Below are 23,058 nucleotides of genomic sequence, written 5' to 3'. Positions count from 1 at the left end.
TTCATATCGAAAAAGTAAAATAGATATTTTGGTCAATAACATCTGTGATTTAGATGCTATAGACCCCATTTCGAAAATATCTATTACGTTGGCATGAGTGGTTTGGAATTGAAAGAGTTACTTCCATAAAGTCGGGGATAATAGCACTCACTAAATTCAAGCTCTTTATAAAGACAAGAATTTAGAAACCAAAGAAGTTAGTGTGAGGGTGCTTTATTGTAGTCAAATTAAAATATGTCGTTTTGAGTTGAAGTAAAATGTGTAATATAATTCTAAAATTTAAATTATATTGGAATGATGCAAAAGATAATCCAAAACTGAATTATACAAGTAGGTCTGCGCAATCAGTCTGAAGGTGGTCATCCCGTTGCTGGAGTTCATAATCCGATACAGAGTCCAATTGGATTCAATATGAGAAAGATAACAGGTTAATATATTTCTAATCATCTAAAGGGAAGGATATGTGATTGAGGTGAATAATACATATAATGAAAAGACGTATACATCGATTAAACAATTATTAAAAAAGTTTTCATCAAAAGCTCCTGGCTTTGCATATATTGCTAGTTTCGATAGCGGAGTAACTTATAAAGGTGCAGTTGGCCTAGCTTCTATAGAGAAAAATCTACCCATAACTACCAAAAATGTTTTTAATATTGCCTCAGTTTCTAAACAATTCACAGCATTTTCTATATTACTCTTAGAACAAGAGGGGAGATTGAGTTTAAATGATTCAATTGTAAAGTTTGTCCCTTCTATAGGAGCATATGCTGAACCTGTAACATTGAGACACCTAATTCATCACACTGGTGGACTAGTTGATTATATGGAATTGGCTGAAGCAGCAAATATTAAATATACTGATACATTAACTGTGGAAGAATCGCTAGAACACCTTAAAAGTCATCAAATTGCAAGGTTCCCAGTTGGAACAAAATTTGAGTATAGCAATACAGGATATTTTTTATTATCACAAGTGATAGAGAAGGCAAGTGGCAAGTCTCTATGTCAGTTTACAAAGGAGTGTATTTTTGATCCTTTAAATATGGGGACCACAATAATTGTAGATTACTACCCAACTACTATATCAATTGCTAGGGGCTATTCGAAGAATGAGCAAGGAACATATAAAATTTATGAAAGTCCTTGGGAACATACAGGGGATGGGGCAGTTCATACAACAGTTGAAGACTTGGTAAGATGGGGAGAAAATTTAACTACAGGTACCGTTGGTGGAAAAGACCTCGTTAAAAGAATGAGCGAAATAGGTCCGAAAATTTCTCCAACTGGAGAGACGATTATTGATAATGAAGATTATGCTTTTGGGCTGAGGGTTGCAGAAGGTTTTAACTGTCCATACCTGGAACATTCAGGAAGCTGGGCAGGTTATCGTTCACACTTCATGCGGTTTCCAAAAGAATATTTGTCTGTTGCGGTACTAAGTAACTATGCTGAATTTGACTCTAAAAAATATGCTAATGAAATAGCAGCAATTGTTTTAGAAAATTAAAAAATAGAGCGTAGAATACAGTCTTTGGAGTTGGTTTATCCCACGTTGTTTTATATTGTTTAAAAGAATTTACCTTAAACTTTCTCAAAATCCAATCAAAAAAACGGAAATAACCTTAGAATTGGATTATTTTTTTGAATATCCTGAATAAAAACTAAGGTTGTTGCGGTAATATTACAAATCGAGTACCCCTGCATTCTCATTTTTATTTAATAAGAATGCAGGGATATAATAAATACAAAATTTGCGTTTTGGGGGATAGCTTTTCTTAGCTTGATGTGGTACCGCTACATCAAGCTAAGGTTAGGTCTTTCGTGAACTTCCTTCGGTATTACCTACATGCTTGATAACTTGTTTATCTTTTTTGAAAATAATACCTATCTAATTTTATTTGGCATGGTCATTTTTAAAGGGAAAAAGTGTTTTCAGGATTTTTAGTTTATTTAAACGAAAATTCACTTTGTTTTCATTCTTAAGTTGATGGGAATGGGATCACCATTACAATGCGAATTTCGCACGCTAAGGAACTTCTATGTTTAAAAACTTGATTTTACTGTACATTAAGGAAGTTCCATAAATGATATCAAATGTTTGTTATTGAACGTCTTTGTTATCATTACTACAGAAAAAGCAAAAAAATGAATTAAATATAAATTGATTTACATGCGTCAAGAGCATCTGTATTGAGTTTATGAAGCTACACAATAAAGTTTCATTGTATATACTAAGTGAAGTAGAAGTTCAGTTAGATAAAGTTCGGTAGTCGAAATTTCTTGCATAAAGCTGTATAATGCTTGTAACGAAAAGGAAATACAGGAAAGGATATGTAATGAGTTACTATGGATAAAGATAAACAACAATTAAGCGTTGAAGTTGCAAGATTATATTATCAGTCAGATTATAGTCAGCAGGAAATTGCTAATAAATTAAATATTTCAAGGCCGACTATCTCTAGATTATTAAAGTACGCGAAAGAAAAAGGATTTGTTCAAATTAGCATAGCCGATCCATTTGCTGATTTAGATAACGTTGGAAATTTACTGAAAGAAAAGTACAACTTGTTAGAGGCACATGTCGTATTTTCTCCAGTGCCAGAATATGCAACGATTACAGAGTATATTAGTAAATATGCAGCTGAGTATATGGAAAAGACGGTTAAAACTGGTGATATCGTTGGTGTAAGTTGGGGAATGACGATGTATGAAATCGCTAGAAAAATTGTACCACAACATGTAAAAGGTGTAGAAGTTGTTCAGTTAAAAGGTGGTATTAGTCATTCGAGTGTAAATACATATGCGAATGAAACGATTGCTTTATTTGCAGATGCTTTTCAAACGACGCCAAGAAATCTACCGCTTCCAGTTATATTTGATAATGCAGTGACAAAAGAATTAGTAGAGCAGGATCGACATATCCATCACATTATCGAAATGGGGAAACAAGCGAATGTTGCAATTTTTACTGTAGGAACAGTGCGAGACGAAGCACTATTATTCCGATTAGGTTATTTTGATAAGGATGAAACGAATTTACTCAAAAAACAATCGGTCGGTGACATTTGTTCACGTTTCTTTGATGGAGACGGAAATATTAGTAGTGAAGAAATTAATCAGCGTACAATTGGGATTGAGTTAGAAGAACTGAAATTAAAGAAACGCTCTATTTTAGTTGCTGGTGGTAATAGAAAAATAAAAGCAATTGATGGCGCGTTACGTGGTGGGTATGCAAATGTATTAATTATCGATCAGCATACAGCAAAAGAACTGTTACATTATCAAAAAGGTTAGAAATAAAAGGCTTTCTCAAGATGTTAATTTTGAGAAAGCCTTTTATTTTTAGTATGAATAAATCAATGTGTAGTACCTTGTAAAGTATTTGTAAGGAACGCTCTTTGATTGATCTCCTTTTTCAAAAATTAGTGAGTTAGCCATAATATCTCTATCTACAAAACTCCAGCCATCTTGCTCCATCATATCGATAAAAGGTTCCATTTTTCCGCGCTTTACTAAGTAGGGGTATTGATTATCTATCGGTTCTACTTCCACCATTTCTTTATCTTGAATAACCATCTTAGAAATAGCTAAAGCAAATGGAACTGGGTTTCCTTCTTGGAAAATAACACCCCTTTTATAAAAAATAAATATGGATAGTGAGGTGCATACTAGCAATGTGAATATAAAGAATTTTGACTTAAACAAGTGGTTCACATCCTTTATTTACAAGCTTATACTACTTTCAATGTATTACTAGAAATTCCCTTCTAAAAAAGAATGAACAAAAGTTCAAAAGTATATTTACATTTGTTCAACTAAGAGTTAGAATGAAGTTGTTAAAAGATATGAGGAGTGAAGATAATGAATATTGCAAAGTTAATTGACCATACAATTTTAAAAGCTAATACTACAAAAGAAGATGTTATGAAAGTAATCGAAGAAGCAAAGGAATATAAATTCGCTTCTGTTTGTATTAATCCTACATGGGTGAAGCTAGCTGCTGAAGAATTAGCTGGGCATGATGTAGATGTTTGTACTGTAATCGGTTTCCCATTAGGAGCAAGCACTACTGAAACAAAAGCTTTCGAAACAAAAGATGCTATCGCAAAAGGTGCAACTGAAGTTGACATGGTAATCAACGTAGGCGCTTTAAAAGATGGCGATAACGAGTTCGTTGAAAAAGATATTTATGAAGTAGTACAAGCAGCAAAAGGAAAAGCTCTTGTAAAAGTAATCATTGAAACTTGCCTATTAACAGATGAAGAGAAAGTACGCGCTTGTGAATTATCAGTAAAAGCTGGTGCTGACTTCGTAAAAACTTCAACTGGATTCTCAACTGGCGGAGCAACTGCTGAAGATATCGCATTAATGCGCAAAACAGTTGGACCAAACGTTGGTGTAAAAGCATCTGGCGGCGTTCGTACACGTGAAGATGCAGACAAAATGGTAGCTGCTGGAGCTTCTCGCGTTGGAGCAAGTGCTAGTGTTGCAATCGTATTAAATGATGCAAAAGGTGCTACAGATAACTACTAATCATTAATGAAGTCAAAAGCAATAGATACACAAAGTAAAGTGTATCTATTGCTTTAACAATTGAAAAGAATGTAAGCGGATACGAATGGGAGGGGACGGCTTATGAAATATTTAATCGGTATTTTTGGCCTCGTATTGATTTTAGGTATCGCTTGGCTTGCTAGTAATGATAGAAAGAAGGTCAAATATCGCCCAATCATAACGATGGTTATATTACAATTCATTTTGGGGTTTTTATTATTAAATACAAGTGTAGGGAATATATTAATTAGCGGAATAGCAGATGGTTTTGGAGAGCTATTAAAATATGCAGCTGACGGTGTGAATTTCGTATTTGGTGGATTAGTAAATCAAAAAGAGTTTTCGTTCTTTTTAAGTGTATTAATGCCAATCGTATTTATCTCAGCTTTAATAGGTATTTTGCAACACATTAAAGTATTACCTATTATTGTGAAATCTATCGGTCTAGCATTAAGTAAAGTAAATGGAATGGGGAAACTAGAATCATATAACGCTGTTGCTTCTGCGATTTTAGGACAATCTGAAGTGTTTATTTCAGTTAAGAAACAACTAGGATTATTGCCAGAGAAAAGAATGTATACATTATGTGCATCTGCAATGTCTACCGTTTCAATGTCTATCGTTGGATCGTATATGGTGTTATTAAAACCACAATATGTTGTAACCGCTTTAGTGCTTAACTTATTCGGTGGTTTTATTATCGCTTCTATCATTAACCCTTATGAAGTTACTGAAGAAGAAGATATGTTAGAAGTACAAGAAGAAGGGAAAAAGACTTTCTTTGAAGTATTAGGGGAATACATTATAGATGGATTTAAAGTTGCAATTACAGTAGCAGCTATGTTAGTCGGTTTCGTTGCTTTAATCGCATTCATTAATGCAGTATTTAAAGGTGTAATCGGTATTTCATTCCAAGAAATTCTTGGTTATGTATTTGCACCATTTGCATTTATTATGGGTGTACCTTGGCATGAAGCAGTTAATGCCGGAAATATTATGGCAACAAAATTAGTATCAAATGAATTTGTCGCTATGACAGATTTAGCACAAGGAAACTTTAATTTCTCAGATAGAACGACAGCGATTATATCTGTATTCTTAGTTTCATTTGCAAACTTCTCTTCAATTGGAATTATTGCAGGGGCAGTTAAGAGCTTAAATGAAAAGCAAGGGAATGTAGTCGCAAGATTTGGTTTGAAATTACTTTTCGGTGCAACATTAGTAAGTTTCTTATCAGCAACGATCGTTGGCTTATTATTTTAATAGATTCATATCATATAAAAAGGAATGGTGATTGTAATGAGAATGGTAGATATTATTGCAAAAAAACGTGACGGCAAAGAATTAACGACTGAAGAAATCAAATTCTTTATTAATGGATATACAGACGGAAGTATTCCTGATTATCAAGTGAGTGCACTTGCAATGGCAATCTTCTTTAAAGATATGACAGATCGCGAACGTGCAGATTTAACGATGGCGATGGTTGAGTCTGGAGAAACGATCGATTTATCAGCAATTGAAGGAATTAAAGTAGATAAACATTCAACTGGCGGTGTTGGTGATACGACAACATTAGTATTAGGACCATTAGTAGCTGCTTTAGATGTACCAGTAGCAAAAATGTCTGGTCGTGGTTTAGGACATACAGGCGGAACAATTGATAAATTAGAAGCGGTAGAAGGATTCCACGTTGAAATTACGAAAGAGCAGTTCATTGATATTGTAAACCGTGACAAAGTAGCTGTTATTGGACAAACTGGAAACTTAACACCTGCAGATAAAAAGATTTATGCATTACGCGATGTAACAGGAACAGTAAACTCAATTCCTTTAATCGCAAGTTCAATTATGAGTAAAAAAATTGCAGCTGGTGCTGACGCAATCGTACTTGATGTAAAAACAGGTGCTGGCGCATTTATGAAAACAGAAGAAGATGCAAAAGAATTAGCACATGCAATGGTACGTATCGGAAATAATGTAGGACGTCAAACTATGGCTGTTATTTCAGACATGTCACAACCTCTTGGATTTGCAATTGGTAACGCTCTAGAAGTGAAAGAAGCGATTGATACGTTAAAAGGTGAAGGCCCAGAAGATTTAACGGAATTAGTACTTGTATTAGGAAGTCAAATGGTCGTACTTGCGAAAAAAGCAAATACGTTAGAAGAAGCTCGTGAAATGCTAATTGAAGTTATGAAAAACGGAAAAGCAACTGAGAAGTTTAAAGAGTTCTTAAGCAATCAAGGCGGAGATAGCTCAATTGTAGACAATCCAGAAAAAATGCCACAGGCGAAGTATGTAATTGATGTACCTGCAAAAACTTCAGGTGTTATTTCTAACATTGTTGCAGATGAAATTGGTATCGCAGCTATGCTACTTGGTGCTGGCCGTGCGACAAAAGAAGATGAAATCGATTTAGCGGTAGGATTAATGTTACGTAAAAAAGTTGGCGATGCAGTAAAAGAAGGCGAGCCATTCGTAACAATCTATGCAAATCGTGAAAATGTAGAAGATGTAAAAGCAAAAATTCACGAAAATATTTCTATCGCTGAAACAGCAGTGGCTCCTAAATTAGTTCATACAGTTATTACTGACTAATCATAATTACACATACTTTAAGGGGGAAATAATATGGATAAGAAAAAATATATCGAAGAAGCAAATAAGATGTTAGCAAAAGCATATATTCCGTATTCGAAATTTCCTGTTGGCGCAGCATTAGTTACGAAAGAAGGTAAAATCTATACTGGTTGTAATATAGAAAATGCTTCTTACGGTTTATGTAACTGTGCAGAAAGAACAGCGATCTTTAAAGCAGTATCAGAAGGAGAGCGCGACTTTAGTTACTTAGTTATTACAGGAGAAACTGACGGACCGATATCACCATGTGGTGCTTGTAGACAAGTAATTGCTGAATTCTGTGAACCGAAAATGCCAGTTTTACTAACGAATGTAAAAGGTGATGAAAAAGAAGTGACTGTTGAGCAATTACTTCCAGGTGCTTTCTCAATAGAAGATTTAAAATAAGTTGAAAAGTCATTCCGCAAATATTAATTGTGGAATGGCTTTTTTATTTTCAAAAATTGAATGTAATATTTTGTTCATATTCCGTTCATAAACTTTGCGTAAAATGATTGCAGCGAATATAGAAAGTTTACAGCAGGAGGAATAAAATGAAGAAATTATATAATGCAGCATTCATTTACTTAATTATCGGTTTATTATCAGGAGTATTTGCAAGAGAGTATTCGAAAGCACAAGGAATTAAAGGATCTACTATGTTACAGCTAGTGCATACGCATGTATTAGTATTAGGATTCATATTCTTTTTGGTTGCATTAGCTTTATTTAAAGTGTTTCATGTACAAGAAACAAAAAGCTTTCGCGCATGGTTTATTGTTTATAATACAGGATTAATTTTTACTATCGCTACAATGGTATTTAGAGGTCTTCTACAAGTAAATGGAACTGACTTTAATGGTTTAAGCCATATGGCTGGATTAGGTCATGTTATTATAAGTATCGGGCTCGTTTGGTTTATGATTTTGCTCAAAAAGTCTTTTAAATAGATAGTAGTGGGGGAGAGTATGATAGCACTTTTATCAAGTATTATAGCAGTTTGTATGGCTGTTGGGGTCATGTTTCTTCGCTTTAAAGCAGCGAAAAAACCGGTAACGAAAAAGAAAATTATATTACCGCCAATTTTTATGAGTACTGGCGCAATGATGTACTTCTTACCAGAGTTTCGATTAACATCGTTAGAAATAGTAGAGGCAATTAGCGTAGGACTTATTTTCTCTCTACTTCTTATTAAAACAACTAAGTTTGAAATAAGAAGCGAACATGTATATATGAAACCGTCAAAAGCATTCATATTTATTTTAGTCGGGTTATTGGCTGTACGAGTAGCGTTAAAATCATATTTAAGTCAATCAATTGATTTAGCAGAGTTAAGCGGAATGTTTTTCTTACTCGCATTTGCGATGATTGTATCGTGGAGAATTGCGATGTATCGCTCGTTTACTAAATTAGAAAAGACAATAAAAAGAGCTGGAATTTCTAAATAGGAATTCCGGCTCTTTTTATGTTTTATACGATTGTTTATTTAGCTTTGATTTCATTTGCTTAATTTCAAACGTATTTGAGCATCTTGTAATGCGGCTGGTGTAACGTTAAGACCATGTTGATCAACAATTTTTGTGTTTAATAAAATGGAATCTAAGCTGCCACGAAATGTTTTTGTATAGTTTTGACGCAGCATTTGTTGTTCTTGTTTTTCATCAACTGTTAATCCAGATGTTTTTTCTTTTTTTGATAATTCGTTAATACGGAATAAAATGTTTTTCATTTGTTTCACCTCTAGTTAGATTTAATTATATTAGTTACTTACTAATGTATAGTTATTGTAACGCTTAATTTTTATTATGTCAACACCATCTAAAAGGTTAAAAATTGACGAAAAATTATAACAATAATAAAATGAATAAAAGAGGACAATTAGCTTTACAAGTATACATAGAATACTAGGGGGATTATTATGAAATCAACATTTTTTTCTCAAAATAGAGAACGATTAGTAAACACATTACCAGATGAATCTATTACTATTTTATTTGCTGGACAAGCACCTCATATGTCAGCGGATGCACATTATAAATTTGTGCCGAATCGAAATTTTTACTATGTAACAGGAATCGAGGAACCAAATGTTATTTTCATGTTGAAGAAGTTTGGAAATAGTGTTGAAGAAACACTGTTCATTGAAAAATCGGATCCAGTCATGGAAAAATGGGTCGGTAAAACAGTTTCTAACGAAGAAGCAGAGAAAATTTCAGGTATAAAGAAAGTTGTATATTTAGATAGCTTTGAAAAGACAATGTCAAATATATTTTTTACAGAAAATGTGAAGCATCTATATTTAGATTTAGAGCGTCGTGAGTGGAATGGTACGGAGACAAAAACGCTTGCTTTTGCTAAACATGTAAGAGAACAGTATCCACACGTTTTAGTTGGTAATGTATATCCGAATATTTGTGAATTACGAGTGTTTAAAACAGAAGAAGAAATTGAAATCATTAAAGAAGCGATTGCTGTAACGAAAGAGGGTATTTACAACGTACTTAAGCATGCAAAAGCTGACATGATGGAGTATGAATTAGAAGCTCAGTTTGATTTCACATTGAAGTCATCTGGCATTAAGCATCATGCATTCAATACAATTTTGGCAAGTGGGAAAAATGCTACAGTTCTTCATTATGAAGACAATGATGCACAAATTCAAAATGGTGATTTAGTACTGCTAGATTTAGGCGCTCAAAAAGACTACTATAACGCTGATATTAGTTATACATTCCCGGCAAATGGAACATTCTCTAGTCGCCAAAAACAAATGTATAATATTGTATTAAAAGCATTGAAAGAAACAACGGAACTCATTAAGCCAGGAGTAAAGTTTGCTGCATTAAATGAGCATGCTAAAAAAGTGCTCGCAGAAGGGTGTAAAGCAATTGGTTTAATTCAAGAAGATGAGGAACTGTCTAAATATTATTATCATGGTGTCAGCCATTTCCTTGGTTTAGATACGCATGATGTAGGGACATACAAAGATAGAGTATTAGAAGAAGGTATGGTTATTACGATAGAACCAGGTCTTTACATTGAGGAAGAGTCGATCGGTATTCGAATAGAAGATGATATTCTTGTAACGAAAGATGGATATGAAAATTTATCGAAAGATATCATTAGAGAAGTGGAAGAGATTGAAGCATTTATGAGTGGAAATAATGAACATGTAAAAGGAAATCAAGCTGTAGTTAAATAATAAGAAAAAAAGTCACCACTAATTGATTTGAACTTTACCTCGAATCGTGGACGATTAAAAAATCCATGATTCGGGATAAAGCTCTATGTATCCTCGAAATACTAATCTTTAATTATTAACCCCAATAAAGTTGCAAACTGAACAGCTTGATATGTTGATACTTTGCATCCTCTTAAATCATTCACTGAGACTGTAAGTGTATTAAAATTAGAAGAACTAATATCTATCCCCTTCAGTGATGTCTGGTCAAAATTAGCTTCATCAAGGCTACATAATTGGAATTCAACTTTTTTTAGTTTACAGTCAAAAAAATCTGCACTATTTAATGAAGTTTCATTGAAGATAATTTTTTCTAATTTAGAGTTTCCAAATGCCGCTAAATTCAAAATGGAATTCTCAAATTTAACATTTCCTAAGCTGGATTCTGTAAAGTTAACTCCAATTAATTTACTATTTTTAAATTCAACTCTGTGAACAGAAGAATTGCTTAAATTAACATTTGATAAATCGCAGTTTTCAAAACAAACATCTGTGATATCAATATTGCTAAAGTCTGTATTGGTGAACTTACAATTCTTTATCACAGCATCATATAATCGTACTCTATCCACAGATTCATTTTCGAAAGTGGAGTCTATAATTTCACACATTTCCAATGTTGGATCTTCTTCATAAAAAATATCTTGAAAATTTTTTGGAGATAACTCTGGTGAAATTTTGGGTCTATCAATTTTCATAGTATATCAATCCTCTTCTTTTTGATATATAAGTGTAATTCATGTTTAGTGAATTTTTAAAAGGAACATTAGTTCTTATTATACACAATTCTACGTTTTTTTGTGAAGAGCATTTTAATTACTTTTTATTTAAAAGTAGCCATGTGTTTGAACTTTTTTATGAATTGCAGTCGTTAGCGTTAATGTATATGTTGTTCGCGCTCGAGCGAAGTTGAAGGCGTATAATCGGGGAATGTTATGAATACTGAAACAATGATTATAACACTAATTGAAAGCAATAATAAAAAGTGTCGGTGGATAACAGTAGAAAACCTTTCTGATAAAAGTTGAATTATACATGACATTGTAATCGTTATAGTAAGTAAAAGACTAATAAACAGTATACTATGAGCTTGTTGAGCGTTTAACATTTCTGTAATCATTGCTCCCATCATACTTGCCATTAATCCAGAGAACATTCCTTCTAAAGCGGTAAATAGGTGAAACCGTAGACCGACTAAAAAACCGATACAACTACTAATCAAAATCGCAAGCAATGTAGAATATAATAATTCTCCTTTAAAAAGAATACCTAAATAAAAACCTATACTTAAACCGATACTCATACTAAAAGACATAATAAATACCATATACTCCATTAGGGTACCGTTACGTTTAGAAATGTAAGATGTAATAAGAATCGAGATACAACAAAGTGTTAAGGCGGTTGCTGTGTAAGCGAACATTATGATACCTCCCTGTCCTATCGTTCATTTCATCATATGTTCGTATGGAGAATACTTATGCTTATTTATATCTGCATATTATCTGCACAATTTCATAAATGTAAGTAAGTAGGTGCTTGATTTTTTGAGCATCTTTTTTATTTGTGAGCATGAGAAAGAAATTGTTATATAATGAGTTTCTATTGTGAAGCCATAAAGAATAAGCGTATAATATTATAGTTATCCCATTACTGGGAGTAACCCGCGAATGATAAATAAGATTGTTGTTTTATCATCGCCTCTAAACATATAGACAATGAAAGTAACACTGGAATACAGATAGGGAGTTATAAAATGAAATTAATTATTGCCGAGAAACCAGATCAAGGTTTGGCTCTTGTTTCACAGTTTAAATATCGCCGGAAAGATGGATATTTAGAAGTAGAAGCAAATGAGTTATTTCCAAATGGAGCGTACTGTACATGGGCAATTGGTCATTTGACGCAGTTATGTAATCCAGAGCATTATCATGCGGAGTGGAAAAAATGGTCACTTAATACGTTACCGATGATTCCAGAGCGTTTTCAATTTGAAGTAACAAAGTCAAAGTATAAGCAGTTTAACGTTGTGAAACAGCTGTTACATAATCCTCAAGTAACAGAAATTATTCACGCGGGTGATGCTGGGCGTGAAGGGGAATTAATCGTACGAAACATTATTAATCTTTGTAACGTGCAAAAGCCGATGAAACGTCTTTGGATTTCCTCTTTAACGAAGCAAGCAATTTATCAAGGGTTTAAAAACTTACTAGATGAAGCAGATACGATTAATACGTATTACGAAGCATATACAAGATCATGCGCTGACTGGGTCGTTGGTATGAATGCATCGCGTGTCTTTAGCATTTTGCTAAAGAAAAAGGGAATGAATGATGTGTTTTCCGCCGGACGTGTACAAACACCGACACTCGCATTAATCGTAAAGCGTGAGAAAGAAATTGAAAACTTTAAGTCAGAGCCGTTTTGGGAAGTGTTCGCAACCTTTAATATAGAAGGAAAGAAGTATGAGGGGAAATGGGAGAAGGATAGTGAATCCCGCTTAAAAGACCCTGATATGGCAAATAAAATTGCAGCATTTTGCCAAGGTAAACCGGCTGTAGTAAAAGAAATGAAAACGGAGCGTAAAGAGTTTCAGCCGCCGTTTTTATTTAATTTATCAGCACTGCAAGCGACAGCTAATAAAGCTTTTAAATTTTCACCGAAAAAGACACTTGATATAACGCAAGCACTATATCAAAAAGGGATAGTTTCTTATCCGCGTTCGGATTCTAACTATGTGACACAAGGAGAAGCAGCGACGTTCCCTGATATTTTACAGAAGTTAAGTCAGTTTGATGAATATAAAGGGTTATTACCAGCTCCAGTTGAATCGATTATGAATAATAAGCGTTATGTGAATGAAAAAAAAGTTACAGATCACTACGCAATTATACCGACAGAGCAAGTTACAAACCCAAGCAAACTATCAGGTGATGAAAAGAAAATTTACGATATGATCGTAAGAAGACTGATTGCGGCGCATTATGAAGTAGCAATCTTTGACTACACAACGATTACAACTCTTGTAGATGAACGTGCTGAATTCATTTCAAAAGGAAAACAGCAAATTCAAGAAGGTTGGCGTAAAGTTATTTTCCAAGACGATAAAGATGACGAAACAATTCTTCCAATTGTCGCAGAAGGTGAACTGGGAAAAGTTGTAAAGGTAAAAGTGAAAGAAGGAAAAACACAGCCGCCGAAGCGTTATACAGAAGGACAACTTATTACGTTAATGAAAACGGCCGGTAAGTATTTAGAGAATGAAGAGCTGGAGAAAGTATTAAAGAAAACAGAAGGTTTAGGTACTGAGGCAACGCGTGCAGGTATTATTACGATGCTGAAAGACCGTAAATATATAGATGTGCAGAAGAACCAAGTGTACGCAACCGATAAAGGGAAAGTATTAATTACTGCAATCGGTGATAAAATACTAGCTTCACCAGAAATGACAGCGAAATGGGAGCAGCGCCTTGCGGAAATTGGTGAAGGCACAGCATCACCAGCTACATTTATGGAACAAACGAAAAAGCTATCAGCGAAAATTATTGAAGATGCAGTGGAAATGTCGGAGAAATGGGATTTCACTGGATTACACGTTGAATCGATTGAGCGAAATGGATCGAAATTTACAACAGGTAAAAAGGTAGGTAGCTGTAAAAAGTGTGATGGCGATGTGATTGATAAGTCAACGTTTTACGGTTGTTCTAACTACAACACGACACAATGTAATTTTACCATCTCAAAGAAAATATTAAGTAAAACAATTTCGCAAAAGAATATGACAAAGCTTTTAAAAGGTGAAAAGACAGATTTAATTAAAGGCTTTAAAAAAGGTGAGAAAACGTTTGATGCGAAGTTAGAGTGGAAAGATAATAAGATTAATTTTGTGTTTGAGAATTAAGTAGTTTTAATAAATAAAAGGTTAAGTTTGAAAAATATGGATAAAAAAGAGAAAGCATGACAATTTTATGTCATGCTTTTTTTATTTTGTAATTACAGGATTTTGTATGCTAAATATAAAAATAGTATTTAAATAGGACGTTTATATTATCTATATCATTTCTTTTATATAAAAGGAAAAAAGTAATTAAGAGAAATTGAGAGTAGCTTATACTGATGTATTTGAAAGTATGCAATAAAAAAACATCTTAAATAATAAAAATTTATTGTAAAACGATAAATTTTATATTAAAATCAAAAACAGAATAAATAAGTGTGGTGCTTTTTATGGAAAAGATAAAAATGTTGTTTTTGTAATTAGAGGAGGTATAAATATGGACATTAACAATTTTATTATTGAAAATATGGATAACCCTCATGAGTTGGAGAGAATGTATAGAAAAGACCCGAAAGTTTTTAAAAAGTCATTCTCACAAGCATGGGATGAAAAACCTGATTCTCAGGTACTAGCTGCTTGGTACGAAAGATTGCATTTCAAGGAGACGGCAAATAAAGAAAAAATATCGCTGTTTCAAAAAGGTTTCTTATTCATGGGTATGTTAGCTATTCTAGCTGGACTAAGCACCAGAATCATTTTCCACTTTGTCGAGCAGGAAGCAATTGCTCCAATTAACTTGGCTTTTGGTGTAATTCCCTTTATTGCTGCTTATTTTATTTACAATAATACTCCGAAAAAAAGTATTATTTATTTCCTTGCGGCGTTGTTACTAATTTCCGGATTGTATCTTAATATGTTGCCATTAAATTATAAAGACAGCAGTATCCTTGCTTATTTACATTTTCCTATAATGTTATGGGTTTTAGTAGGGATTGCGTTTACAGGAAATGAATATTCAAAAGGTAGTACAAGATTAGCTTATATTAAATTTAATTTAGAATATTGTCTTCTCTACGCGAGTATGGCCGTGAGCGGAATGGTATTAGCAGTATTCACCATGAAGTTATTTAGCTTCGTTGACTTGGATATAGGAGAATTCTATTTTAGTAATGTTGTGTTATTTGGTGCTGCTGCTCTCGCTATTGTGGCTGCATATTTAGTATCAATGAATCTTAAACTTGCTAAAAATATTACACCATACATATCTAAAATTTTTAGTCCTCTTGTCCTAATCACATTGTTGATCTATCTTATAACAGTTATATGGGTCGGGAAAAATCCGTTCTTGGACCGCAATTTCTTAATGGTCTTCAACGGAATACTCCTTGGCGTATTGGCCGTTACCATATTTTCTATCGTTGAGAGTGACTCAGATGAGAAAAAGAACATTTCAGATTATATCAATTTTGCCTTAATTGTTCTGGCACTTATTATTGACACTGTGGCTTTGTCAGCCATCATATTCAGACTTTCTTCTTACGGGATTACACCTAATAGACTTGCTGTTTTAGGGGTAAACATACTGATCTGGGCAAATTTAATTTGGATTATGTTTTCCTATATGCGTTTCTTGCAAAACAAATCAGGACCAACAGCTATCCAAGATGCCGTTACGAAGTATTTACCAATTTACGGACTTTGGGCAGCTTTCGTTATGTTTACGTTTCCTTTAATTTTTAATTAGTAAGGAACTGTTAATGTAACGAAAAGTCAATCTTCCGTAACGTATAATATCAGCTTATTTTTATTTTAGATATGGAAAAATATGTTGAAAATATTTTGGCGTAATATATAATAAATTTAGATAATTGTATAAAAACTTCTTATTAAGAGAGGTGGAGGGACTGGCCCTTCGAAGCCTCAGCAACCTTATGTGATATAAAGGTGCTAAATCCTGTAGGATCTAAAAGTCCTAATAGATAAGAAAATAGGTATAAGTAAACCTTCTTCTTATTTTGAAGAAGGTTTTTTTGTCATTTAAATAGAGAATTAGAAAGGTAGTGATACAGAAGAGAAAGAATCAAAGAAAATATAGAAGGAGAAACCGGAGGGCATAGTGAATAATCAAGTTGGGGGTTTAAAAGAGGATAGCGCTAGTAATAGTATTTGGAGCAATAAAATTTTTTCGTATTTTTTCTTAGCAAGTTGCATTTCTTTAATAGGTAATTCTATGGTTACGCTCGTTTTACCGTTATGGGTAATGAAATTGACGAACTCTCCATTACTTGTTTCTGGGATAAACGTTGCAATTGCAATGGCGGCGATTTTGTTTGCACCTGTAACAGGGACGTTAGCAGATCGAATGTCGAGAAGGAAGCTTATGATAATTGCAGATGTTATGAGATGTATCGTTATGATTTGTGTTGCGGTAATAGCATTTTATAATAAAATGTTGTACATTCCGTTACTACTGTTACTTATTATACGTTCAATTGGGAGTGCTTTATTTACTCCAGCTTCAAATGCAGCATTAGTAACATATGTGGAAGAAAAGCATGTTCAACAGGCGATTACGCTGAGACAAATCTCAATACAAATCATATCGGTAGCCATTCCTTTAATGGCTAGCTTTTTAATTAGTATTTTTAATTTTCATGGAGTATTTATGTTAGATGCAATTACATTTTTTATATCATTTTTAATTTTAATGAAAATTAAATTTCCACGTGAATTAAAAGGAGAAAAGAAAAAGCCTTTTTATGAAGACTTTAAAGAGGGGTTCTCACTTTTAAAAAGTAATCAATCATTGAAAATGTTGCTTATGAGCGCTGCAATCATTAATTTGCTTGGAGCGGCGTGTATGCTATCACTGCAAGTAATCGTTGTTAGAGAAATGGATCTTTCTATGCAGTGGTATAGTATAGTTTTTGCGGCATCACCGATAGGAATTTTAATTGGGGCATTAATTACTAAAAAGATTCGTACATATAAAACGATTACAACTGCTTTTATATGTACTGCTATTATGGGAATTTTTAATGCTGCAATGGGTACGACGTTAAATCCGGTATTATTTTCTGTTTATTATTTTCTGTCAGGAATTGCATTTGGGGTAAGTAATATATATTTTGGAGTGTTGTATAGAAAGTTAATTCCAAATGAAGTGCAAGGAAGATTTTTCGGTTTTTTAAGTTCGTTATTATTAGTATCTACTCCAGTTGGAATTGCAATAACAGGATATTTCTTAGAGTCAATTTCAGCTTCTATTTTATTTATTATAATTGGTATTATTACGTTTTTAGTTTCGGTTATTTCATTTGTAATGATAAATAAGAAATAAGTGTTGTATGAGATTTTTCAATAATAAAAAACGTCCTATAGCAGGACGTTTTTTATTATGTATATTGCTGTTTTTTCTTAATAAGTAATAACACTTGTGAAACACAAGCAAGTACCGGTAACTCAATCAACGGTCCGATAACGAGTGCAAGTGCGATAAGAGGTTCGTCTGGAAAAGCAGTTACAGCAATAGCAAGTGCAACAGGTGAGTTTCTTGCTAATGTTGTTAAGCTTAGACTTACTGTATCTTTATAAGATAAACGCATCATGCGTCCGATAAATTGTCCTAGTAAAAAATTAATGATAAAGAACAATAGAATAGGAATGAGTAATAGTAAAACGACATTCATATTTTGTAGTAAATATTTACCTTGTGATGCAAACATCGCTACGATTGCTAAACTTAAAAATAAGATTTGAGCAGAGCTGAAAAACGGAATGAGTTTATTCTCGAGTGTTTTAGTTTTTTTCAGTATATTCATAATGAATTTTGTAGCGTGTGCAAGTACAAATGGTAAGACGATTACGATAACAATACTTTCTACTAAAACAGAAACAGCTACAGTCTTCATGACACCAGCAAATAAAAATAAATAAATGGGAAGGAGTAGTACTTGCAATATTAAATTTACAGGCAAAATTGCAGTAGAAAGTGCTACATTTCCTTTCGCAATTTCAGTAAAGATTAAGTACCAATCTGTACATGGAGTAACCATTAACATAATAAATCCAACCCAAAGTGCTGGATGATTTGAAAGAAATAGTGCACCTAACCCCCAAGCGAGTAAAGGTGTCCATACAAAATTAATGGTAAGGCTCGTTCCAGCGAATTTTAAATTACGGAATCCATTTTTTATTTCTTTCAATGGAGTGCTGAGGAATAATCCATACAGCATAAAAAATAAGAAGGGGACAATAAATTGCTCTGAATACATATGTATCAAATTAAATTGTCCGAGTACGATGCCGCATGTAACAGCAAAAAGAATAATAAAAGTTTGAATCTTTTCTATAGTGCTCATGAGTAAATCCTTTCTAAATATGAATGGCCCTCTTTGTATTCATTATACAAATAATAAAGTTATAATGGGTGTTTTAATTGTATTGGCGCTATTACTTTTAATTCGAGATATTATTTTTTATTTAAAGTTACTTGACTAAAGTAAGTGTGTGTATTACAATCACTTACATAAGGTAATTAGATAACAAAAAGTTCGCAATATCTTTACTTAAGGCATCAATTGGAACTTTTTATTAGAATAAGAATTTTTATGATGATGAATAATGAATATGACAAGAAAGCTTAGGTGAAGAAAATGGGGTTATTTAGCTCATTATTTGGTAAAAAAGAAGAAAATACAAAAGTAGAGGGGAATAAAACAATGTCAAAAGTATTATTTGTAAAAGCAAACGATCGTCCAGCGGAGCAAGCAATTAGTTCAAAAATGTATGAAACGTTTGTAAGTACTTATAAAGAAGCTAATCCGAATACAGAAATTGCAGAGTTAGATTTATTTGCATTAGATCTTCCTTATTACGGAAATATCGCTATTTCAGGTGGATACAAACGTAGTCAAGGTATGGAGTTAACAGCTGAAGAAGAGAAGGCTGTAGCAACGGTAGATCAATATTTAAATCAGTTTTTAGAAGCTGATAAAGTTGTATTTGCGTTCCCACTATGGAACTTCACAGTGCCAGCGCCATTAATTACGTATATTTCATATTTATCTCAAGCTGGAAAAACATTTAAATATACAGCAAATGGTCCAGAAGGTTTAGCTGGGGATAAGAAAGTCGTTGTATTAGGTGCGCGTGGTTCAGATTACTCTTCAGAACAAATGGCTCCTATGGAAATGGCAGTTAATTATGTAACGAATGTGCTTGGCTTCTGGGGGATTACAAATCCAGAGACTGTTGTAATTGAAGGGCACAATCAATATCCAGATCGTTCACAACAAATTGTTGAAGAAGGTTTAGAGAACGTTAAAAAAGTAGCGGCGAAATTTTAATTGATAGTAAATGCAAAAAACCAACATGGATGACCATGTTGGTTTTTTAGTCTATTTCTATGTTAAAAAATGTATATTTATAAAATAAAAGAAAAGTTTGAAAATAGTATTGCAAAATATTATATAGCAAACTATAATGAGTTCAAGAATAGTTAATAGTTGAATTGAAAATTCAGAAAATTCAATTAGTTAAAAATGGAAATGAGATAAAAGGATTGGAATGGAGGTTATATTATGACGAATAAAGTACCGTTTTCGTTCATAGTAGTTATTGGTTTAATGTTATTCGCACTATTTTTTGGAGCAGGAAATTTAATATTCCCGGCAATGCTTGGTCAATCGGCAGGAGAGAATGTATGGATTGCTAACGCTGGATTTTTAGTAACAGGTGTAGGTTTACCGTTGCTAGGAGTATTAGCATTTGGTATTTCAGGTAAAGAGGATTTACAATCGTTAGCAAGCCGTGTGCATCCAGTATTCGGAATTGTATTTACAACAGTTTTATATTTAGCAATTGGTCCGTTATTCGCTATTCCGAGAACAGGCAGCGTTTCTTATGAAATTGGTATTAAGCCGTTCGTGCCAGAAGATTTCAGTTCTACAGCACTTATTCTTTTTACAATTGTATTCTTTAGCATTACTTGTTTTTTTTCGCTAAATCCCGCGAAAATTGTCGATATTGTAGGAAAAATCTTAACGCCAATTAAATTAACGTTCATTGGAATTTTAGTAGTATTTGCTTTTATTCATCCAATGGGAGAAATGCAAGCACCTGCAGAGGCGTATACATCACATGCATTCTTTAAAGGGTTCCAAGAAGGTTACTTAACAATGGATACGTTAGCATCATTCGTATTTGGTATTATCATCATAAATGCGATTAAAGAAAAGGGTGCAAAAACAAAAAAAGATATTATGATTGTTTGTGCAAAAGCAACATTGATTGCTGCATCTATTTTAGCAATAATCTATTCAGCACTTTCATTTATGGGAGCTTCAAGTGTTGCAAAACTTGGTCATTTAGATAACGGTGGTGCAGTATTAGCAAAAGTTTCAAACTATTATTTCGGGGCATACGGCGGAATTATATTAGGGATTATGGTTATAGCAGCATGTTTAACTACTAGTGTTGGACTAGTCTCAGCGTGTTCTTCATTTTTCCATAAGCTATTCCCGAGGATTTCATATAAGAAGATTGCAATTGTATTATCAGTGTTCAGTGCAGTTGTTGCGAATGTAGGTTTAACACAATTAATCGCAATTTCTGTTCCAGTATTAATCGCAATTTATCCATTAGCAATCGTATTAATTTTCCTAACACTACTTCATCCATTATTTAAAGGACGAGCAGAAGTGTATCAAGGCAGCTTATTAGTAACATTTATTGTAAGTATGTTTGATGGATTAAATGCAGCTGGTATGAAATTAGCAGTAGTGAACGATATTCTTACTAAGTTACTTCCAATGCATGAAGTTGGATTGGGTTGGATTTTACCAGCACTTATTGGTGGATTGATCGGATACGGCATTAGCATTATGAAAGCAAAAAATCAAGTTCGATCAGCAGCTAGTACGAATAAGAAAATAAGTTAAATGAAAAAAGTTATAGAATTTGTTTCTATAACTTTTTTTGTTACTATTGATAAGGATAGAAAAAATAAAGTAGTAGGGGAAATATAATGAAAAAAACAATTGATCATATCGGCATCGCAGTTCGAGATATAGATAGTACGATACGTTTTTATGAAAATTGTGAAGTGACAACAAAGTTGTATTCTTTACAAGAAGGTTGTTCATTCTACAACAAAGTTATACACGATACATGAAAGATGTACACTTAAAATAATATAAGATTATATGGGAAAAAGCATAACTTTACGTTATGCTTTTTTGCAATTTCAAAATGGAATTTAAGGGGATCTTGAAGAATTAGTAAAGGTTAGAGTTCTATGGTTACAGAATGATTTTTAATTATTAGGTTAAATATTAAATTAAATATTAAATTAAATATTAAATGGAAATTTGAAGGAGAGTACCAGTTGCTAATTTAAGATTTCTTTATTAGATCTTTATATAGAAAATAAAAAAAGAGCCTGTCCCTGAAACAAGCTCTAGCTACAAGAAATAGCGTAATTGAGATGTCTATATATTACCATTTAATGAATGGAAGTTCTAGGTGTATTATGTTGAGAAATAAATTATAGGTATCTTAATGAAAACTTCATTTGAGATTAAATAAAGTCCCTAAATATAGGGCGTTAAAGTTTTAATTAACTACGTGTGAAGAGAAGTTTTAAAATATTTTTTTTATGGGGAAAAACAATGAGAAAAACTATAGAACAGCATTTTTTATGAAAATCAAGTATGTAATCAGTTCATGATAGAAGAAAGAAATGGTTCAGTGTATAAAAAATTAATTTAGGTGTATTTTACTTTGCAGCAAATATACTTCTTGGAAAAATACAGACAAATGTTATATGATAAATTTAAGAGATTGGGGGAATGAAACTTTGAACGAGTCATATACAGCAGAAGAAGCTGCGAAGAAGTTGAAAATATCTAAATTAACTGTTTATGAACTTATCAAAAGAGGGGAACTGCCATCTTATCGAATAGGTAGGCAAGTTCGAATTGATGTAGAAGATCTACAAAAATACATAGAGCAAAGTAAAACAGGGAGCCTAAAAAATTCCGCTCAATTATCTAAAAAACATAATTTAACGAATGTAATTGTAATTAGTGGGCAAGATATGGCATTGGACATACTAGGGAAATATATGGAGAGTAGTATGGGAAAAAGAATGCTAAGAGCTTATGATGGAAGTCTTACAAGTTTGATTCGTTTGTATAAAGGTGAAGGAAGTATAGTCAGTCTACATCTATTTGATGGTGATACTAAAGAATATAACATTCCCTACACTAAAAGAATTTTAACAAATTCCCAGTATATAATTTTTAATTTACTTTTAAGAAATGTAGGATTTTATGTACAAAAAGGTAATCCAAAGAATATCAAAACTTGGGAAGATTTATGTAGAGAAGATGTAAAGATAGTGAATAGAGAAGTTGGAGCGGGTATACGCGTTTTATTAGATGAACAGTTACGTATTCATAATATACATAGAACAAAGATTAAAGGTTATGATTACGAAGAAAATAGCCATTTTAGTATTGCAACTAGCGTAGCTATGAATAAAGCGGATGTGGGAATAGGGATTGAAAATGTAGCCAATATAACAAAGGTTGAATTCGTTCCATTAATAAAAGAACAGTATGATCTTATTATCTTAAAAAATGAAAGTAATGTTAAAATCATTAATGAGATTAAAGAAATACTGCATTCAACAGATTTTAAACAGGAACTAGAGTCTATTGGAGGATATGATTTAACATTGACAGGAAACACGATATACGAATCTTTTTAGGTAGATTTAATATCTTTTTTATTTATAATAATGAGATATAAAAAGCTTGTTATCTGTTTATAGATGGGATTTACACATAGAAAAAGA

At 32.8% G+C, this 23,058-nt stretch carries 21 protein-coding genes and 1 riboswitch; of the genes, 16 read left to right on the top strand and 5 right to left on the bottom strand.

From position 1 onward, the window contains the following. The first annotated feature begins 472 nt into the window (after positions 1 to 472). On the top strand, positions 473 to 1,510 hold the full coding sequence (locus ACUN0F_RS24295; protein ID WP_445540845.1) for a serine hydrolase domain-containing protein: 1,038 nt from the start codon (positions 473 to 475) through the stop codon (positions 1,508 to 1,510). An 839-nt stretch (positions 1,511 to 2,349) separates the two neighbouring features. After that, positions 2,350 to 3,297: a sugar-binding transcriptional regulator gene (locus ACUN0F_RS24290; RefSeq protein WP_098084696.1), complete on the top strand. Its 948-nt coding sequence runs from the start codon at positions 2,350 to 2,352 to the stop codon at positions 3,295 to 3,297. Positions 3,298 to 3,345: 48 nt separating this feature from the next. On the opposite strand, the gene ACUN0F_RS24285 is transcribed toward ACUN0F_RS24290, so the two are convergent. Further along, positions 3,346 to 3,708: a hypothetical protein gene (locus tag ACUN0F_RS24285; RefSeq protein ID WP_264461211.1), complete on the bottom strand. Its 363-nt coding sequence runs from the start codon at positions 3,706 to 3,708 to the stop codon at positions 3,346 to 3,348. Positions 3,709 to 3,864: 156 nt separating this feature from the next. On the opposite strand from ACUN0F_RS24285, the gene deoC reads away from it, so the two are divergent. The 6 genes from deoC to ACUN0F_RS24255 all read left to right on the top strand — a co-directional run bounded on the left by deoC (position 3,865) and on the right by ACUN0F_RS24255 (position 8,627). Continuing rightward, positions 3,865 to 4,536, top strand: a complete 672-nt coding sequence (deoC, locus tag ACUN0F_RS24280; protein WP_001017444.1) for a deoxyribose-phosphate aldolase — start codon at positions 3,865 to 3,867, stop codon at positions 4,534 to 4,536. Positions 4,537 to 4,638: 102 nt separating this feature from the next. Beyond that, positions 4,639 to 5,820, top strand: a complete 1,182-nt coding sequence (locus tag ACUN0F_RS24275) for a NupC/NupG family nucleoside CNT transporter (RefSeq protein ID WP_264461212.1) — start codon at positions 4,639 to 4,641, stop codon at positions 5,818 to 5,820. Between the two features lie 36 nt (positions 5,821 to 5,856). Continuing rightward, positions 5,857 to 7,158 carry a pyrimidine-nucleoside phosphorylase gene (locus tag ACUN0F_RS24270; protein ID WP_264461213.1) on the top strand — a complete coding sequence of 434 codons (1,302 nt, stop codon included), beginning with the start codon at positions 5,857 to 5,859 and terminating at the stop codon, positions 7,156 to 7,158. A 33-nt stretch (positions 7,159 to 7,191) separates the two neighbouring features. After that, positions 7,192 to 7,587: a cytidine deaminase gene (locus ACUN0F_RS24265; RefSeq protein ID WP_000358522.1), complete on the top strand. Its 396-nt coding sequence runs from the start codon at positions 7,192 to 7,194 to the stop codon at positions 7,585 to 7,587. 146 nt (positions 7,588 to 7,733) lie between these two features. Beyond that, entirely contained in the window at positions 7,734 to 8,129 is a 396-nt protein-coding gene (locus ACUN0F_RS24260) for a DUF2871 domain-containing protein (protein WP_264461214.1), read from the top strand. Positions 8,130 to 8,147: 18 nt separating this feature from the next. Further along, positions 8,148 to 8,627 (top strand): CcdC family protein, encoded by a 480-nt coding sequence (locus ACUN0F_RS24255; protein ID WP_264461215.1) that lies wholly within the window; start codon positions 8,148 to 8,150, stop codon positions 8,625 to 8,627. Between the two features lie 50 nt (positions 8,628 to 8,677). Here ACUN0F_RS24255 and ACUN0F_RS24250 read toward each other — a convergent pair whose 3' ends face one another. Beyond that, positions 8,678 to 8,908 carry a DUF896 domain-containing protein gene (locus ACUN0F_RS24250; protein WP_046955048.1) on the bottom strand — a complete coding sequence of 77 codons (231 nt, stop codon included), beginning with the start codon at positions 8,906 to 8,908 and terminating at the stop codon, positions 8,678 to 8,680. Positions 8,909 to 9,097: 189 nt separating this feature from the next. Between ACUN0F_RS24250 and ACUN0F_RS24245 the strand changes: the two genes are divergently transcribed. Then, positions 9,098 to 10,381, top strand: coding sequence for an aminopeptidase P family protein (locus ACUN0F_RS24245; protein ID WP_445540325.1), 1,284 nt, complete (start codon positions 9,098 to 9,100; stop codon positions 10,379 to 10,381). A 101-nt stretch (positions 10,382 to 10,482) separates the two neighbouring features. Here ACUN0F_RS24245 and ACUN0F_RS24240 read toward each other — a convergent pair whose 3' ends face one another. Both ACUN0F_RS24240 and ACUN0F_RS24235 read right to left on the bottom strand, forming a co-directional pair. Beyond that, entirely contained in the window at positions 10,483 to 11,118 is a 636-nt protein-coding gene (locus tag ACUN0F_RS24240; protein WP_264461217.1) for a pentapeptide repeat-containing protein, read from the bottom strand. A 179-nt stretch (positions 11,119 to 11,297) separates the two neighbouring features. After that, positions 11,298 to 11,843: a hypothetical protein gene (locus ACUN0F_RS24235; RefSeq protein ID WP_264461218.1), complete on the bottom strand. Its 546-nt coding sequence runs from the start codon at positions 11,841 to 11,843 to the stop codon at positions 11,298 to 11,300. A 333-nt stretch (positions 11,844 to 12,176) separates the two neighbouring features. On the opposite strand from ACUN0F_RS24235, the gene topB reads away from it, so the two are divergent. The 3 genes from topB to ACUN0F_RS24220 all read left to right on the top strand — a co-directional run bounded on the left by topB (position 12,177) and on the right by ACUN0F_RS24220 (position 17,538). Further along, positions 12,177 to 14,321: a DNA topoisomerase III gene (topB, locus tag ACUN0F_RS24230; protein WP_264461219.1), complete on the top strand. Its 2,145-nt coding sequence runs from the start codon at positions 12,177 to 12,179 to the stop codon at positions 14,319 to 14,321. Positions 14,322 to 14,694: 373 nt separating this feature from the next. After that, the gene (locus ACUN0F_RS24225) at positions 14,695 to 15,942 is read left to right on the top strand and encodes a DUF4153 domain-containing protein (protein ID WP_445540324.1); all 1,248 of its coding nucleotides are present in this window, start codon (positions 14,695 to 14,697) and stop codon (positions 15,940 to 15,942) included. 136 nt (positions 15,943 to 16,078) lie between these two features. Then, a riboswitch (SAM riboswitch) is annotated at positions 16,079 to 16,184 on the top strand. A 130-nt stretch (positions 16,185 to 16,314) separates the two neighbouring features. Next, positions 16,315 to 17,538, top strand: coding sequence for an MFS transporter (locus tag ACUN0F_RS24220; RefSeq protein WP_445540323.1), 1,224 nt, complete (start codon positions 16,315 to 16,317; stop codon positions 17,536 to 17,538). A gap of 55 nt (positions 17,539 to 17,593) precedes the next feature. Here the strand turns inward: ACUN0F_RS24220 and ACUN0F_RS24215 are convergent, their stop codons facing one another. Next, positions 17,594 to 18,559 carry an arsenic resistance protein gene (locus tag ACUN0F_RS24215; RefSeq protein ID WP_445540322.1) on the bottom strand — a complete coding sequence of 322 codons (966 nt, stop codon included), beginning with the start codon at positions 18,557 to 18,559 and terminating at the stop codon, positions 17,594 to 17,596. A 294-nt stretch (positions 18,560 to 18,853) separates the two neighbouring features. On the opposite strand from ACUN0F_RS24215, the gene ACUN0F_RS24210 reads away from it, so the two are divergent. From ACUN0F_RS24210 to ACUN0F_RS24195, 4 genes are all read left to right on the top strand, one after another. Beyond that, on the top strand, positions 18,854 to 19,546 hold the full coding sequence (locus tag ACUN0F_RS24210) for an FMN-dependent NADH-azoreductase (RefSeq protein WP_264461222.1): 693 nt from the start codon (positions 18,854 to 18,856) through the stop codon (positions 19,544 to 19,546). Between the two features lie 234 nt (positions 19,547 to 19,780). Beyond that, complete coding sequence (gene brnQ / locus ACUN0F_RS24205; RefSeq protein ID WP_445540321.1) at positions 19,781 to 21,139, top strand: branched-chain amino acid transport system II carrier protein; 1,359 nt, start codon at positions 19,781 to 19,783, stop codon at positions 21,137 to 21,139. An 86-nt stretch (positions 21,140 to 21,225) separates the two neighbouring features. Then, positions 21,226 to 21,372, top strand: coding sequence for a hypothetical protein (locus tag ACUN0F_RS24200; protein ID WP_000750844.1), 147 nt, complete (start codon positions 21,226 to 21,228; stop codon positions 21,370 to 21,372). Positions 21,373 to 22,023: 651 nt separating this feature from the next. After that, entirely contained in the window at positions 22,024 to 22,971 is a 948-nt protein-coding gene (locus ACUN0F_RS24195; RefSeq protein ID WP_445540320.1) for a substrate-binding domain-containing protein, read from the top strand. Positions 22,972 to 23,058 lie beyond the last annotated feature (87 nt).

It is taken from the genome of Bacillus sp. 1A, from assembly GCF_052682215.1.
The sequence above is the reverse complement of the archived record's forward strand: the minus strand, read 5'-3'. Positions and strand labels throughout refer to the sequence as shown.

Bases quoted from the DNA above. Each gene is read 5' to 3' on its own strand.
- ACUN0F_RS24290 (WP_098084696.1), top strand. From the start codon at position 2,350: ATGGATAAAGATAAACAACAATTAAGCGTTGAAGTTGCAAGATTATAT.
- deoC (WP_001017444.1), top strand. From the start codon at position 3,865: ATGAATATTGCAAAGTTAATTGACCATACAATTTTAAAAGCTAATACT.
- ACUN0F_RS24275 (WP_264461212.1), top strand. From the start codon at position 4,639: ATGAAATATTTAATCGGTATTTTTGGCCTCGTATTGATTTTAGGTATC.
- ACUN0F_RS24270 (WP_264461213.1), top strand. From the start codon at position 5,857: ATGAGAATGGTAGATATTATTGCAAAAAAACGTGACGGCAAAGAATTA.
- ACUN0F_RS24265 (WP_000358522.1), top strand. From the start codon at position 7,192: ATGGATAAGAAAAAATATATCGAAGAAGCAAATAAGATGTTAGCAAAA.
- ACUN0F_RS24260 (WP_264461214.1), top strand. From the start codon at position 7,734: ATGAAGAAATTATATAATGCAGCATTCATTTACTTAATTATCGGTTTA.
- ACUN0F_RS24255 (WP_264461215.1), top strand. From the start codon at position 8,148: ATGATAGCACTTTTATCAAGTATTATAGCAGTTTGTATGGCTGTTGGG.
- ACUN0F_RS24250 (WP_046955048.1), bottom strand. From the start codon at position 8,908: ATGAAAAACATTTTATTCCGTATTAACGAATTATCAAAAAAAGAAAAA.
- ACUN0F_RS24245 (WP_445540325.1), top strand. From the start codon at position 9,098: ATGAAATCAACATTTTTTTCTCAAAATAGAGAACGATTAGTAAACACA.
- ACUN0F_RS24240 (WP_264461217.1), bottom strand. From the start codon at position 11,118: ATGAAAATTGATAGACCCAAAATTTCACCAGAGTTATCTCCAAAAAAT.
- ACUN0F_RS24235 (WP_264461218.1), bottom strand. From the start codon at position 11,843: ATGTTCGCTTACACAGCAACCGCCTTAACACTTTGTTGTATCTCGATT.
- topB (WP_264461219.1), top strand. From the start codon at position 12,177: ATGAAATTAATTATTGCCGAGAAACCAGATCAAGGTTTGGCTCTTGTT.
- ACUN0F_RS24225 (WP_445540324.1), top strand. From the start codon at position 14,695: ATGGACATTAACAATTTTATTATTGAAAATATGGATAACCCTCATGAG.
- ACUN0F_RS24215 (WP_445540322.1), bottom strand. From the start codon at position 18,559: ATGAGCACTATAGAAAAGATTCAAACTTTTATTATTCTTTTTGCTGTT.
- ACUN0F_RS24210 (WP_264461222.1), top strand. From the start codon at position 18,854: ATGGGGTTATTTAGCTCATTATTTGGTAAAAAAGAAGAAAATACAAAA.
- brnQ (WP_445540321.1), top strand. From the start codon at position 19,781: ATGACGAATAAAGTACCGTTTTCGTTCATAGTAGTTATTGGTTTAATG.
- ACUN0F_RS24200 (WP_000750844.1), top strand. From the start codon at position 21,226: ATGAAAAAAACAATTGATCATATCGGCATCGCAGTTCGAGATATAGAT.
- ACUN0F_RS24195 (WP_445540320.1), top strand. From the start codon at position 22,024: ATGATAAATTTAAGAGATTGGGGGAATGAAACTTTGAACGAGTCATAT.